General features: G+C 32.7%; 15 protein-coding genes and 2 tRNA genes. 3 read left to right on the top strand and 14 right to left on the bottom strand.

Annotation, left to right across the window (positions count from 1 at the left end; all coding sequences use genetic code 11):
* Nucleotides 1-110: 110 nt before the first annotated feature.
* From ACVEGE_RS10910 to ACVEGE_RS10900, 3 genes are all read left to right on the top strand, one after another.
* Nucleotides 111-183: transfer RNA gene (locus ACVEGE_RS10910), tRNA-Met, on the top strand.
* 34 nt (nt 184-217) lie between these two features.
* Nucleotides 218-290, top strand: a tRNA-Met gene (locus ACVEGE_RS10905).
* A gap of 219 nt (nt 291-509) precedes the next feature.
* Entirely contained in the window at nt 510-1,223 is a 714-nt protein-coding gene (locus ACVEGE_RS10900; protein ID WP_192500453.1) for a pseudouridine synthase, read from the top strand.
* Between the two features lie 438 nt (nt 1,224-1,661).
* Here the strand turns inward: ACVEGE_RS10900 and ACVEGE_RS10895 are convergent, their stop codons facing one another.
* The 14 genes from ACVEGE_RS10895 to ACVEGE_RS10830 all read right to left on the bottom strand — a co-directional run bounded on the left by ACVEGE_RS10895 (nt 1,662) and on the right by ACVEGE_RS10830 (nt 15,815).
* Nucleotides 1,662-2,096 carry a hypothetical protein gene (locus ACVEGE_RS10895; RefSeq protein WP_192500454.1) on the bottom strand — a complete coding sequence of 145 codons (435 nt, stop codon included), beginning with the start codon at nt 2,094-2,096 and terminating at the stop codon, nt 1,662-1,664.
* A gap of 69 nt (nt 2,097-2,165) precedes the next feature.
* Nucleotides 2,166-3,059 carry an IS1595 family transposase gene (locus ACVEGE_RS10890; protein ID WP_192501064.1) on the bottom strand — a complete coding sequence of 298 codons (894 nt, stop codon included), beginning with the start codon at nt 3,057-3,059 and terminating at the stop codon, nt 2,166-2,168.
* Between the two features lie 664 nt (nt 3,060-3,723).
* Nucleotides 3,724-3,924 (bottom strand): RHS repeat-associated core domain-containing protein, encoded by a 201-nt coding sequence (locus ACVEGE_RS10885; RefSeq protein WP_173857003.1) that lies wholly within the window; start codon nt 3,922-3,924, stop codon nt 3,724-3,726.
* 254 nt (nt 3,925-4,178) lie between these two features.
* Nucleotides 4,179-4,904, bottom strand: coding sequence for a GldM family protein (locus ACVEGE_RS10880; RefSeq protein ID WP_173856975.1), 726 nt, complete (start codon nt 4,902-4,904; stop codon nt 4,179-4,181).
* Between the two features lie 290 nt (nt 4,905-5,194).
* Nucleotides 5,195-5,587: a hypothetical protein gene (locus ACVEGE_RS10875; RefSeq protein WP_192499634.1), complete on the bottom strand. Its 393-nt coding sequence runs from the start codon at nt 5,585-5,587 to the stop codon at nt 5,195-5,197.
* A 276-nt stretch (nt 5,588-5,863) separates the two neighbouring features.
* Complete coding sequence (locus ACVEGE_RS10870; RefSeq protein ID WP_173856973.1) at nt 5,864-6,388, bottom strand: hypothetical protein; 525 nt, start codon at nt 6,386-6,388, stop codon at nt 5,864-5,866.
* Nucleotides 6,389-6,880: 492 nt separating this feature from the next.
* Nucleotides 6,881-7,282, bottom strand: a complete 402-nt coding sequence (locus ACVEGE_RS10865) for a hypothetical protein (RefSeq protein ID WP_192501956.1) — start codon at nt 7,280-7,282, stop codon at nt 6,881-6,883.
* 14 nt (nt 7,283-7,296) lie between these two features.
* A complete protein-coding gene (locus ACVEGE_RS10860; RefSeq protein ID WP_371742389.1) occupies nt 7,297-8,199 on the bottom strand; it encodes an RHS repeat-associated core domain-containing protein in 903 nt (300 codons plus the stop codon).
* Between the two features lie 297 nt (nt 8,200-8,496).
* Complete coding sequence (locus tag ACVEGE_RS10855) at nt 8,497-9,033, bottom strand: hypothetical protein (RefSeq protein WP_192501961.1); 537 nt, start codon at nt 9,031-9,033, stop codon at nt 8,497-8,499.
* Nucleotides 9,034-9,065: 32 nt separating this feature from the next.
* Complete coding sequence (locus tag ACVEGE_RS10850; RefSeq protein WP_192501960.1) at nt 9,066-9,707, bottom strand: hypothetical protein; 642 nt, start codon at nt 9,705-9,707, stop codon at nt 9,066-9,068.
* Nucleotides 9,708-10,152: 445 nt separating this feature from the next.
* Nucleotides 10,153-10,530: a hypothetical protein gene (locus ACVEGE_RS10845; protein WP_192501959.1), complete on the bottom strand. Its 378-nt coding sequence runs from the start codon at nt 10,528-10,530 to the stop codon at nt 10,153-10,155.
* 2 nt (nt 10,531-10,532) lie between these two features.
* The gene (locus ACVEGE_RS10840; protein ID WP_192501962.1) at nt 10,533-11,453 is read right to left on the bottom strand and encodes an RHS repeat-associated core domain-containing protein; all 921 of its coding nucleotides are present in this window, start codon (nt 11,451-11,453) and stop codon (nt 10,533-10,535) included.
* 867 nt (nt 11,454-12,320) lie between these two features.
* A complete protein-coding gene (locus ACVEGE_RS10835; protein ID WP_192501958.1) occupies nt 12,321-12,953 on the bottom strand; it encodes a hypothetical protein in 633 nt (210 codons plus the stop codon).
* Between the two features lie 564 nt (nt 12,954-13,517).
* Nucleotides 13,518-15,815, bottom strand: a complete 2,298-nt coding sequence (locus ACVEGE_RS10830) for an RHS repeat domain-containing protein (protein WP_192501957.1) — start codon at nt 15,813-15,815, stop codon at nt 13,518-13,520.
* Nucleotides 15,816-15,828 lie beyond the last annotated feature (13 nt).

Raw genomic sequence — 15,828 nt, 5'->3', positions numbered from 1 at the left:
ACTATTTATTGTGCAAAGGTAGTTATATCAAGTCAATAGATAAAATAAAACATTTTTTTAAATTTTTGTTGCAAATGCCGAATTTCGTTGTATCTTTGCACCCGAAACAACGCGGGATAGAGCAGTAGGCAGCTCGTCGGGCTCATAACCCGAAGGTCACAGGTTCGAGTCCTGTTCCCGCTACTAAGTAGCCTTATTGAGATTACAAAACGCACATCGCGGGATAGAGCAGTAGGCAGCTCGTCGGGCTCATAACCCGAAGGTCACAGGTTCGAGTCCTGTTCCCGCTACTAGAAAAGCTTCAGAGAAATCTGAGGCTTTTTTTTTACATTACTTTTTCAATTAATTCCAATACCTGTTGACTAGTGAAATTTTAACTGGATAACATTACGAGTTCAAAATCAGAAAAAAATTATTCCGCGTTTTACAAAAACTCTTCTTAGACTGAAGTGTAGAAATAAATAAGTCATAAAAGTGATTTTAATCGAAATCTCTTTTATTTTTGCCAAATGTTAGAAATTCTATACCAAGACCAATATATTATCGCAATTAATAAACCTAGCGGTTTGTTAGTTCACAAATCATTTTATGCACGCGATGCAAAAGTGTATGCTATTCAAGAATTGAGAAATCAAATAGGAGGACAACACGTTTATCCTATTCATCGGTTAGACCGAAAAACATCTGGAGTATTGTTATTTGCATTAAATAAGGAAGTATTAAAAATCATGAATGATCGCTTTGCGTCAAGGGAAGTCGAAAAAAAATATTTAGCAATCCTACGTGGCTGGTCACCTGAAGAACTAACGATTGATTATGCTTTAACTAATGATGACGATGTAACACAAGATGCAATAACTTACTTTAAGTGTTTGCAAAAAACAGAAATTGATTTAGCTTTTAATAATAAACCAACATCACGCTATTGTTTGGTAGAAGCGATTCCTGAAACGGGACGTATGCACCAATTGCGCAAACACTTCAAACACATCTTCCATCCCATTTTAGGAAGTCGCCCCCATGGTTGTAACAAACAAAATAAATTATGGCTAGAGAATTACGACCTTAAAGGAATGATGCTCCATGCACATCAGTTAATTTTTAATCATCCAATTACAAATGAACAACTGATCTTGAATGCAATTATTAATGAAGAGTTTAGCAAAGTAGGCACTATTCTTAATCTAGATTTGAGTAAGTATGAATCCAATACCCGTTTATAAGTTATTATTGCATTTTTAAATTTTAAATTCGCATGCCAAAAAACTATTATAACCCTCAAAAACTGGTTAGCTATTTCAATACTACCCGATATAAAGATAGCATTCTAACAATAGTAACGTTTGTAACATATTAGCGCAGCTAACCTACTGCAACCGTTAATTACCTTTTTTTACTTTAAACATTTTTCAGGAGCTAATTCCAGCTATTCGCTATATCTTTTATTTTTATAACTAAAAAATAAAAGGATGTCGCTGCTATCTGGGCTAGGGGATCTGTTTTTATTATAGCATTATTTTTTCAACCACTCCAAAACACAAAAACCAAGCAACTACGCTTGGTTTTGTATTTTCTTTACTTGCTCAACTTTGTTGGCGTGAGCCACAGGCATAGTGCTATCCGTTGAACTTATTTACGATTGCGTCAGCTAGAGGTTTGGATTATGAACGATTATTGATCTTTAGCTCAAAAAACTCCTGAGTAGTTATGTTTAACTTGACATTCCAATAACATTCTCCTCCATCTGCAATGTCAATCATCTTAGTTTTCCAATCAAAAACTACAGGCATATTATCTTCATCATAATCCTTAAATAATTCACACATTGAGTTAATGTAAATTATTTTCTCACCACGCTCATTAACATAGCACAAATACTGTCTATAATACTTTTTTATTTCAGAGATATTTTTGCCTCTTAAAAAGTAAAATTGATTAAGATTAATAGCTTTTATTAATATATCATCTGCTACTTTAAAATCAATTTCATTAGGTTTCCAAGAGCTAAAATCATATCCAGTGACCCAATATATATATTTTGTTTCCTCAATTATAGCAACCTTATTATCTTTTGCATTATGTAATCTTTGCCCCAAACAACTTGAAATTATTAAAAAACAAAAAATATTTAGCACTATCGATTTAAACTTTATTGAGGTCAGTAGTTACGAACATATAATTTTAGATTGATATATTTTTTCTGACTCGACCATTCTTACTATCAAATTGTTGAATATTGTGTCTTTGCTTTGAGAACGGTTAATTCGATAACAAAATTCATCAAGATACCTGTTTATATTAAAGTCACTTACCGATGAATATGTTGTTCTAATCCATGATTTTACTTGATGAATCATTGTGTGCAATGCCATAAAATTCATCCCTTTGTTGCTTTCTATTTGTGTGATATTATAATCTCCAAATAAAGGACGATAACCTTTCCATTTATCTGTGGTTATTTTTGCATTTTTATTAATGTGCTTTTCAAATATTGTCTCTAATTCTTTGGCTGAATAATTATCAATTTTCAAGGCATACATTCTTTTAATTTTTCCTTCATCTGTTAGTTCCACTGCTGTTACAACCTTTTTTTTCTTGCTATCATAACTCCTGCCTACTTTACCTTTTTCCTTTCCTCCAATAACGAATTCATCAACATGAACAGTTCCGTCCATTGGATGATTCTCACTAGATTTCATCGCTTCTCTAATTTTGTGCATAAATAAACGTGCTGTTTTTTCTGTAACTCCATAGCGAACTCCCATGTAACTGGCAGATAAACTTTTAGTGGTGGTTGACATCTCAAAACATATAAAAAAGGCTTTGCGTAAACCAAACTTAACCTTATGAAATAAAGTGTTTGCCGCCGCGGTTTCTGTATGGCTGCAGATATTACAAGTTCTGGAAAAATCTTTGCGGATTTGACTCTTTGTATGCTTACATTTTAAACAAATAAATCCTCGTTCCCATTTATAATTTGCTAAATATTCTTTGCAGTGTTCATCTGTTTTAAACCGTTCAGCGAACTCTAAAAGGTTTTGCCCTGTAAATAAATCCATGTTTCCCTTGTTTTATTGATCTCTAAGATATGAAATTATCTACTTACCTCAAAAACTTTATTTTAAGCATAATCATTCTTTTTTTAATTTTTCTTTCTTTTACCCCTTGTTCTTTTCTAATTGCATTTTCTCTTTTTCTTGTGTTAACTTCATCTTGATCTGTAGTAACCTTTTCATTCTGAAAAGGCTTATCAGAATTAATTGTTTTAAAAGGTGTTTTTATCTACCTCTCCTTGAGCATTTGCTTCTGCATGAAGAAATTCATGTGCTAGTCCAATTTCGGGAGGTCTTCCATATGAACCATCAGCATTTTGTATCACATTACCTTTGGTATCATTAGCAAAATTAGTGGGTCATAAATAATTATACTATTACTATTTTTTGATTTTAATCTCACATTTTCGTGCCCTTCTTGAGCTTCAACGGTAACTCTTTTATTTGAACCAATTAGATCCTAATTAATTTAGTACCCTCTACAAGTTTTTTCCCTTCATTTGCTTTCCCTTCTATAATTTTTACTAAATAACCTCCTTTTGTCTCAACTAATCTTATTTTTTAATTGGTGATTGCTTGTATATTTTTAGTAATTTGAGCTTTATTCTTTCTATTTCCAATACTATTAGAGTTCCCAATGAAAGGAATAAAAATATCTCTTCCGTCTGGGTCAATTAAGATTATTAATAAAGTATATATATGCTCCAAAACCTGGGTATTTCTCCATTTTAGGATCCACACTCAACCAAAGCGAGGTCTTCATATCCAAATACCTAGCCCCATAATAGCTAAGATTCATTCCCCAGTCGAGTTCCTTTCCATTAAATAAGTATGGCGAAGAAAACGAGCTAGAATGCTCATCAAATAAAATCTCCCCAAATCGATTTTATGAGATTCAACGATTCTATTTTGATTATTAATACACGAAGTACTTCCCAAATGATCATTTTCTTATTGCCATAAAACACCAAAAACAAGCAATTACGCTTGATTTTTTATTTTGTTTGCTTACTCGACTTTGTGGACGCGAAGTCCAAGACATTCACACAGCATACACAACAAATTTATTTTTTTTTTAAAGAACTCTTCGTAGAGCTGGTTATAGTTTTGCCATATCCAACAATATTAATCGATTAGCATAATTTTGATTGGAATTAATTTAGGCAAACTATAATTTTCAGAGTCAGGAAATGAATATTCTATGTCATCAATTACAATAATTGATTTTCGTCTTAACTTTTCAATAATCCTCACAGCTATATCATTTAATTTGTTCCCCGATATTTTTATTTGTTTGTTTTTAGGTAAATTTAAAGTGAATTTTTCAATTTTATATTTTGCTGAGTCGTAGTCAAAAAGAAAATCTTCTGCATATTTAAATTGAATAATTGAATTGCAAATATCAGTTTTATTCATCTCTAAAATACAGTTATCACAACTTCTACCGTTTATCACTCCTAATGGAGTACTAATTCCCTTTATTCTAAATTTGTATTCTTCAATACTATCTTCTCCATTATAATATTCTATTTCTAATGTGATAATTGAATATAAACCAGAGCCTGGAGCTAATGTATATTTTCCGTCTGAAATTTTAACCAAACCTTGACCTTTGGCTTCAAATGATTTTGCATTGGGAACATAAATTGAGATAGGATTTAGAGTTCCTCTATAAACGATATTTAAACTATCATTTGTAATAATGAAATGATTAGATTCTTGATTATTAATTAAATCACTTTGAGAGAAAACGTTAGTTGATAATAGGAGTAAAATAAAATAGTACCGTTTATTTTGTTTTACGTTTGTAATAATTTTTATAAATATTTTTTTTAAACAAAATGAAGTCATAATTTATTTTTTTGAAGTTTGTTCATTTGCAACTTTGCTATAATCTTTGAACGTTGTTCAGGTGTAATTGTTGTGGCATTACCTCTATCCATTAAATTACCATCCCCACTTTGACCTAGACATCTGTTTTTATTAGATCATTTATTTTTTCAAGAATTATTGATTTTATCAACCATAATAAAACACAAAAACTAAGCATTCACGCTTGGTTTTTTTTTCTTGCTCAACTTTACAGCTACATTACCGTTACACAAGCCATACGAAAGGGTTCGTGCGGGACCGGGGAATTCTTAATTCTTATTCAAGATAACAATTTCTTCTCTTGAAAATCCTGCATTTAAAATAGCAACTGTATCGGTAATTTCTTTAAAATAATTCCCTCTAACTATTTTTGGTGAATCTAACAAATATCTGAATTCATAAAACCTCCCTACGTCTTCACTCGATATTTTCTTATCTAATGCACTTTCAAAAGAATTGTATTTCTTATTTGATATAATATATGAGATAAATACCGCAGAAGATTTGGGAAATCTCACAATACTATCAACTCTTCCAATTGCCGCTTGACCCTCTCTTTTTAATCTATTTTCGTATTGAAAACTTCTTAGCTGAGCACATAAAACAAAAATAATGAAAGCTAACAGAATTAATAATGGAATAATATTTTTTTTCTTTATCATAATTAATGAAATTTTTGAGGAGTGCTATTTGCGCCAACCCCAGGTGGTAGTTGCTTTTTCATATATCATTTAAATTACCATACCCACTTTGACCTAGACATCTGTTTTTATTAGATCATTTATTTTTACAAGAATTATTGATTTTATCAACCATAATAAAACACCAAAACTAAGCATTCACGCTTAGTTTTTTGTTTACCTGCTCAACTTTACAGGCACGATCCAGAGGCATGCTCTAGCCGCTGAATTTATTTCTACTTGTGCCAGCTAGGGAAATTATTTTAAATTTATTAAATAATCCATATATCCAAAACTAATTATAAGAAATATCAGAGAAGAAATTATAAACAAAAAACTTAAAAAACTATATTTCAATCTTTTTTTTCTTGATAAATGATTAAATTCTTTAAAATAATCTTGGTATTTATTTCTTTTAAATAGACAATAGTAATTTATGGCAATGGCAATAACACCAAATATCAAAAGATTTGATATTGTTAAATTTAACTCATTTAAAAAAAAACCGGTATATAAGCAAAAAAACCCAACACAATAGAATAATACTATTACACTTATAATTCCAGCAGCACTAACACTATTACTTCCATATATAGGATTTAACAATGCATCCTTAACAATTAAGTCAGGATCTTTAATTCCTCTCTTATTGTAAATCTCCCTGATTTTCTTACTCTTTAACAAGGATAAAAAAGGAAAAAAAATTGTTTTTGTTATCATGTTCTCAAATAGGAATAAATTATAATAAATTAAATTCCAAAGCCATACTAATTTCTTAATCATAAAATTTATTTTTACTTCACCAGTTTTTTCCCTAAATCATCTCCTAAAATTACACCACCATAACTTCCCACACTTTGCATCATCTCTCCGCCAACGGATCCACATTCAACTACAACGAAGTCTTCATATCTAAATACCTAGCCCCATAATAGCTAAGGTTAGTTTCTCTGTCTAATTCCTTTCCATTAAATAAGTATGGCGAAGAAAACGAGCTAGAATGCTCCTCGAATAAAATGGCTTCAAATCGATTTTATGAGATTCAACGACTCAAAAAAAAAACAATAAAAACAGGAGTTAAAGGCTATGTACTCAACATGCTGGCTTATACTTCCATTTCGGGTACTAATATACGAAGTACTTCCTAAATGATCCGTTTTTATCAACGTTATAAAACACAAAAACCAAGCAATTACGCTTGGTTTTTTATTTTGTTAACTTGCTAAACTTTGTGGGTGCGAAGTCAGAGACATTCGCACAGCATACACGACAAATTTACTTTTCTAAAGAACTCTTCGTAGAGCTGGGTTTTCCCAAAATATTCCAATTCAAAAATTTACATTTTCTATTATATTTTAAATCCTTCACAAGTATACTATCATTATAAATATTTAAAACTAAAAACTTGTTGCCACCGATTTCTAAAATACTATCACTTTTCGTAAATTGCCAATCCATATCAGGCTTATAGTCCTGTTCATCATTAGCAAAGAAAAAATTCGCGCATTTTCCTTTATTATAGAATTTTAAATACATAATAAACCCTATACTATCTCTATTATATTCCCTTAATGAATTATAATAAACCCATTTTTTTTCTGGCTTAGTTAATCCTAAGTCATCTTTATTTTTACATGAAATAAAAATTATCATTAATAATAAAATTTTATTATTCATATACTACTTTTTTTTTAATGAGGACCATCTAAAGGAAGTGAGATTTCCGGTATTCGTTCTTGTCCCTTACTGTTAAATAATTGTGTTCCTCCTGATGATCTATATTTGATTTGATAACCTCCTAAAATATTAGAATTATTGAACTCTTTTATTAAATCCTGCCAGCCATTTTCTTTTTGCCAAGCAGCTTCATCTATATATTTAATAAAATTAACAATTTGACCTTCTGAAAAAGTAGCACTAGTCTTTTTAAAACTTGTGTGTTGAAATTGTTTTAAATAAACTTTGGTATGTTCGGAATAAGTATAATCTTTTCCACTACTTTTTTCTTTTTGATGATAATACTCATGAATTAAAGTACTTTTTAAATCGTACTTATTATTAAGAGTAGTTGCAATACCTCCTTTTGAACTTGGATGAACCCATATTTTATCATTCTTATCAGTATAAGCTAAACTCTTATCCTCCATATCATAATTAGCTCCTATTCCTGTTACTCCTGCTTGATTACCGTAGTAACCAGTAACATTTGCTACAATTTGTCTATTAGTATTGTTCCAAGTAAACATGCTTCCAGAAATATCTAAATCTGATAATAAAACTCCTTTACCATTTGGCAAAACTAAAGTTATATATGGTGAATCATTTACGACAACTCTATTAATACTTCCATTCTGATTTACATAGATAAAATCGTTACCATCAGGGTCTTTTGCATTAATAGGATTATTTAAACAATAAATATATGAACCAACACTTGGGTATTTCTCTTTAAACAAATCAACATTCAACCATAAACTCGTCTTCATATCTAAATACCTCGCCCCGTAGTATGAGAGGTTCGTTTCTCTGTCGAGTTCTTTTCCATTGAACAAGTACGGCGAAGAAAACGAGCTAGAATGCTCCTCGAATAAAATGGCTCCAAATCAATTTTATGAGATTCAACGATTTCAAAAAAAAAGCGATGAAAACTAGAGTTAAAGACTATGTACTCCTCATGCTGGCTTCTGCTACCATTTCTTGCGCTAATATACGAAGTACTTCCTAAATGATCGGTTTTTTCTTAGCGCTATAAAACACAAAAACCAAGCAATTACGCTTGGTTTTTTATTTTGTCTACTTGCTCAACTTTGTGGGTGCGAAGTCAGAGACATTCGCACAGCATACACGACAAATTTACTTTTTTAATGAACTCTTCGTAGAGCTGGGCTAGTCTATTCAATCACATAAACTTCTTTAGAGAATAAACAATCAGCCGTCCTCAATTTCATTTCATCTTCTGATAGTTCACCATCGTGTTTTAAAAACATATTGTCTCGAATTGCTATGTTAAGCATTTGTTTTCCTTTCTTTTCAAAAACAGCTGCAAATTTGAATTTCCCTGTTGGAATTGAATCTACATAGCCCAATAGGTAATCTTTTTCCATTTGATTATATCCTAATAGTTTTTCTTTTCTATTAGTCGTTAAAATAAGATGTAGAAATCTACTACTTATTGAATCGGAGTCAAAACCTATGTTATTAAGATCGTATTGTAATTGACCTTCGACAACTGTATTCAATCTGACTGTATCAGGAAAACTGATAGACAAAATTTTACTTATATTATTGTCATATTTATTATCCCTGTCCAAATTTTTATTTTTTTTATTATTACAAGCAATAACAAGAGATAAAATTAATAACCATTTTGTTTTCTTAATAATCTGTTCCATTTTTTTTATTGAAGTTATTAATCTTTGTTTTGTCATTTTTTTTTGCTTCATTCAATACCTTTGCAGAATCAATTTTTTTTAACAATAGTATCCTTTGTATGAAAGCTTGCACTTGATGATTTACTATTTCCAGATAATGTTGTTTCTGGAATACTCATATTAATTAAATTATCCTCTGTTTCGTGAACTATTGTATCAACCCTGCCTGCAACGCCGGCGGTAACACCAGCTGCACTTGCGCCATTTAGAAAATTTTTAATGATAGTGGCTAACATACCTAAAATCGAAACTTGACCCATTTTTGGTGCACTTTCTCCAATGGAAGGGATGCTTGATGATTCAAAAGAGTCTGTTGTAGTACCTTTTTGTCCTGATGTATCACCTGATCTATCATTACCCCAAATTGTAAATCCACTTTTTAGAAAAGAACCAGAAGATCCCTTACTAAAATCTGCAATAGTATTACCATTTATAGAAATCTTTTTCGTTACACCATCCATTATCAAGTGATCAGATTTATTTTTACCATAACTTTGATTACTTACAGTAAAATTTAGTCTTTTATATCCATCTATTTCTTTGCTACCGTTTTTCCAAGCAATGTTACCTGTGCTTTTATTTTCATACCAATCATATGGTCTTCTACCATCTGGATCAACAAATTTAACAGGGTTATTAAAAGTATAAATATAACTTTCTAGGTTTGGCATCTGCTCCGCCAAGGGATCCACACTCAACCACAAACTAGTCTTCATATCCAGATACCAGCTCCATAATAGCTCAAATTTGTCTCCCTGTCTAATTCCTTCCCATTAAACAAGTACGGTGAAGAAAACGAGCTAGAATGCTCCTCAAATAAAATCTCTCCAAATTGATTTTATGAAATTCAACGATTCCAAAAAAAACAATTAAAACTAGAGTTAAAGGCTATATACTCTACGTGTTACGAAATAGAACCATTTCTGGCACTAATATACGAATTACTTCCTAAATGATCCGTTTATTATCAACACTACAAAACACAAAAACCGAGCAATTTGCTCGGTTTTTTTATACTCATTTCTCTTTATTTACTTGCTCAACTTTGAGGGCACAGATTACAAATCTGCGCTAGGGTTGTAGACATATCCGAGCGATCGGGTTTCAATTCCATTTTTAATTCCCTATTTCTTCTCTTGAAAAACCAGCTTTTAAAATTTCAGTAGTGTCTGTAATTTCTTTTGAATAATCTACTCTAATTATTTCAGGAGAATCTGGTAAATATTTAATTTGATAAAACTTACCGATATCTCTTTTGGTCGCTTTATATTTTATATCACTTTCAAAAGAGGTATGCTTTTTATTATCAACATAATAAAATAAATAAACGGTTGACGCCCATTTAGGTGGTGTGAAAATAGAATCAATTCTACCAATTGTTACTTTACCGTTGTTTTTAAACGCTTTTTCAAATTTGTGAGTTCGTATATAAGCGAACACACAAATAAAAATTAAGGGACTTAAAACTAATATTGCTTTTGTTTTTAATTTCATAACTACTTAATTCCTTGTGGTGCTGAATTTGCTCCAACTGCTACTAATCCTTTAAAAAACTCCCTAACCATCGCTTCTCCAAAACCTGAACCTGATAGATAATTATCACTTGCTTTTGCAAAACGATTACTCAAAACAGCAGAACCTGCTTGAACAGCCCATTTATTAAATGATTCTGGAGTTTGAAATCCCTGACCTTTCATAATATTATTAGGCGTCCACCCTATAGTTTCTCCAAAAATTGCGGGGCCAATTCCAGGCACTATTGAGCTAGCTGTCGAAACCATATTTATATCTCCAAAACTTCTTCCATTAGCTAAATATTGAGCTGTTGCATTAGATGCCATATTAATTCCCGCAGAGCTCCAAGTTATCTGAGAAATTGCCGCTCCTCCTTCTGCCCAGATATAAGAGCCTGCAGCAGCGACAGCTCCTTCAGCGGCCAGTACTGGCAAGACAACTGCTGCAGCTATCATGTAAGCATGATTTGGGTCTTTATCTGGCCCATACTCACCTGAAGGAACATAATTACTTTTATAACCTTTAATATTTATATTATCTAATTCAATTGTGTTTCCAATATCCTTAGCTCCATTTTGGCCTTTCCAAGTAGTAGTTGCTTTTTCATATATCCATTTCCCACTATCATCAGAATGTACAGCACCATCTTCTGCATCAACTCCTGCGGGCGGTTCTGCAATAATTCCTGTTGGATCAGTAAAACGAATAGTATTATTAAACGTATATACATAAGCTCCATAGGCTGGCATTTTCTCCGCTAGCGGATCCACATTCAACCACAAACTAGTCTTCATATCCAAATACCTCGCCCCATAATAGCTCAAATTCGTTTCTCTATCGAGTTCCTTTCCGTTAAACAAATAAGGCGAAGAAAACGAGCTAGAATGCTCCTCGAATAAAATCTTTCCAAATCGATTTTATGAGATTCAACGATTCCAAAAAAACAATTAAAACTAGAGTTAAAGGCTATGTATTCTACGTGTTGCGAAATAGAACCATTTCGAGTACTAATATACGAAGTACTTCCTAAATGATCAGTTTATTCTCAACACTATAAAACACAAAAACCAAGCAATTACGCTTGGTTTTTTATTTTGTTTACTTGCTCAACTTTGTGGGCACGGATTGCAAATCCGCGCTATCGTTGTTGTAAATCCGCGCTATCGTTGAGCTATCGTTGACGACATATCCGAGCCATCGGGGTCAACATTCAACCACAAACTCACCTTCGCATCATAATACCTAGCACCAAAGTACGATAAATTGGTTTATCTCATGTCTGTTATTTTTTAGTGGTTTCGATGCATCTCGTTCCTCGATTTCTCTATCCAACTCTTTACCATTAAATAAATACGATACAGAGTTAGGTCTAAATGTAAATAGCGGTAGACTTTGCGGAGCGGTGCTGTTTACAATATTAAACTTAACCAAACACTCTCTAATGCGTTAACACTATAAAAAAAACCAAGCATTTACACTTGGTTTTTATACTCTTTTCTCTCGCAAAACTTTGTGGGCACTCGTTAAAAACGAGCGCAAGCAATACGAGGACGAGCTGGGAATTAAAAACCAAATTTTATAAAAATTAATAATAAGATTAAAATTGCAAAAACTATAATTCCAGTAATAAAATTAAGATAATCTTCTTTATCTCTATTTTTAGAATATCTTTTATTCATTTCTTTATAATTTAATTTATATATTAAAATCAGCCTAACAAATATCCCAATTAACCTAGGTAGTCCTCCCATTATTTTTTTATTTTTTTATTAAGGATTATCAATAGCTTCTTGAAGTCCAGTAGTAAGAGCTGTACCTATTGTAAGATTAGCTGCCGCATCTGCCGTTGCGCCTAAACCTGTTTTAACATAATTTAAAGGTAAAGTTGTAAATGTTACTCCATTAGAAATCAGTTCACCTTCAGAAAAATCATTAAAATCAGTTTTAACAAGTTTTCCATTATTAAATTCGTAAGCAGGCATTGGAATATCTATTTTCAGACTTCGATCTCCTCCGTCATTCCCTTTTATTACTACTTCATTAAATAATACACCTGTACCATAAACCATATAACCAAAAAGCTGAGCTCCCTCTATTATTGGACTTGCTAAATTATCTAATGTATAATCAGTAATGCTTTTTAGTGTACTCTTTTCAAAACTTTTTATAACTTTACCATTATAAGTCATTTTTTTAGTATCTCCATTATACAAAGTTCTGTTATTGTATGCATCTGTATAACCATAATGATAAGCTAAATGCTCATATCCATTTATTGATTTTGAACCATCAAACCACACGACTTCATTTGTTTTTTTATTTTTATACCAGTCTGTCGGTTTCATTCCATCTGGATCAATAAATTTAACAGGATTGCTAAAAGCATAATTATAAGAACTCAAGCTCGGCATTTCTTCCGCCAACGGGTTGGTTGTTAGTTGTTAGTACTGCTGGCGTTTCTTGAATACTACTTGGCGCATTAGGGTGCAATTCATTATCATAAGTATAATCTAAAACATAGCCTTTTAGAATCTAAATACATATTTATTTGACTTCCGTCATAAGCGGGGAATCCCTTACTTAAACATTAATATAATATGCTTGTAAAAAAACAACCCTAAAAATAACAAACTTATAATCGTTAGGTATATTCCATTCCATAAATTTGATTGAGAAGCTAAGTAAGTATAAACTAAATATTCTATTAATAAAACTAAATTGATTATAAAAATAAAACATATTAAATTTTTCATTTTAAAAGAGTAAATTATAGGCCATAAAAAGAGTAACATACTAACTATGGATAAAGGCAACATCATTAATAAAAAATACAACAATTTATTTCCTATATCATTTGCTTCTAACATGCTAAAATCATTTCTCTTAAACATTAAGAAAACATAAAAAGCAATATATTTTGTAAAAATGCATAATAATATATTTTTAATTGTGGGTTTATACATAATTTATCTTTTGTAAAATTTAGTTGGATAATAAGAAAAGTCGCGCCCTTGTGATTGACCTGGCAAGTATGTAGACTTAATTGACGGAGCTGTATGTGTCTTAACAAATGATGGTTGGTTATATTTCATCATTTCATTACCATTGACAGATAAAGTTGCGGAAGGAAATACGCCTGTAGAACTCGAAACAGAAAGATTCCCATTTCTACTATTGTAATTAATCTCAAGTTTTTGTGCAACATCAACAATTTTATAACCCATTCTATTCATTCCGAATTCTTCAATAGGAGAAACACTTGCGTGTTGTTCAAAATTAAGATCAATACCTGTTGATGATTTTGTTAGACCAAATGTATTATTGTTTCCTCCTTCTCCAGGATAATAATCATTAGCAGTACCCATTGGAGTATCTCCAACTTTGACTGATTTTGATGCAGAAATACTTGTTAACACTCCTTTACTGTTCTCGTTACCAGTAATTTTAATTGTAGAAGTTAGTTTATCTCCAGCTGGTAAATCTCCCATAGGACCATCCCATAGTTTAGAATCGATATAACTATTAAAATTAAAAGTTAACTCTTTTCCTAAATAAGTTTCTCCAGATTTTGTAGTAGCTTTTGAGTTAGCATTATTATCCCAATAAATACTTCCGTCATTTCGTTGCACAAAATCATCTGGAGCCATCCCTGTCGGGTCAGTATATCGGATTGGGTTATTAAAGCAAAAACTATATGGACTTTGATTCGAGAACTTCTCCGCCAAAGGATCCACACTCAACCAAAGCGAAGTCTTCATATCTAAATACCTCGCCCCATAATAGCTAAGATTCGTTTCTCTATCCAATTCTTTTCCGTTGAAAAGATAAGGCGAAGAAAACGAGCTAGAATGCTCCTCAAACAAAATCTCTCCAAAGGCTATATATTCTACGTGCTGCGAAATACTTCCATTTCGGGTACTAATATACGAAGTACTTCCTAAATGATCGGGGTGAAAATAAAAAATATCGTTCTCGGGCAAACCAATTCCTGTAAAACCTTCTGCGGCTAGTACGGTGGCAGGTTCTACTGGAGGACCAAATTGCACCGGCGGCCCTGGAACATCGCCTGGAGCGTTAAATATTGGGTTTCGAGGCCAACCTTCCGGAGGCTCTTGGTTTTCTTCAACTGGTTGTAAAACTTCACTCGGGTAAGGATCACCTGTAAACTCAGGTGTGGCATAAATACCTTGTTGTGTAGGTGGTCCTGGTGGCACGCCCAAAGTTTTCACATAAGCATCCAACGCTTTTTGTTCTGCAGCCGTTCGTTGCGTGTAATTCACACCACCTGCGGTGATTTTTAAGGGCTGTGCAAAAGCACCATTTCCTAGTTTACTTACAATACGCCCTGCTCCCTCGAAATAATGCTTGGTAAATTTCCCTTTGCTTATCACAAAGTACGGACTCACATAGCCTGTGTAATCATCAGTATGTACTATGGTTGCTGCTGTTTGTCCATTTACAGCAATATGCTGACTGTCGCCGCTGCTTTTTATCACACGCTCGCCACCTGCATCATAGGTGTATTGATGAATGCGTCCGTTATCATTGATTCCCATCAAACGGTTTTCTTCGTCCCAGGTCATCTTCATCCCCCCAGCCCCCGAAGGGGTAGCTCCCTCGATATACGTAGGGTTTCCGTTTCCATCATAGGTATAAGTTCTACCTCCAGCTCCTGGACTCGCTGTTGCATTAGCTTGTGCCACTTCGCTGATATATGACGGAGCATTAGGATGTGCTTCATTATCATAAGTATAATCTAAAACATAGCCTTTTTGTTCGTTATTTACCGTATGCACCAAGTCTTTTTTGGTGATGTTGTGCATTTTGTTATAGCTCATGTTTAGCTCATAACTGGCTTTGGTAAACTCCCCTTGATAGGTTGCTTTTGCACTTTTTAAGCGGTAAAAATCATCGTATTGGTACTCGTGATTGGATGTTCCTCCTAAGGTATTATTGACTACAGGCGCTACATTCTTAATTCCTAAAACATTCCCAACTAAATCATAGCTGTAACTGTTGTTCATGATCTGGCGGCCTAAACTTGAGCTTACTTGCAGTTGTTGCAAACGGCGCATGGTTGGGTCGTAGTTGTAATTGGTTTCGGTGTCGTTTCCGTATTTTAAATACTTGCGTTGCTCAAACTCATCATACGCCAATTGCTTGATGTAATCGTAAGTATGGCTTTCCTTTTTCCCTTGCATGCTTTGCAAATTTCCTGCTCGGTTGTAGGTGTAATCGACCACCTCACCATCAGGGTAGGTCATTTTCTGGATTCTA

It is taken from the genome of Flavobacterium sp. PL002 (assembly GCF_054165825.1).
This window is presented reverse-complemented; position numbering and strand designations above follow the sequence as displayed.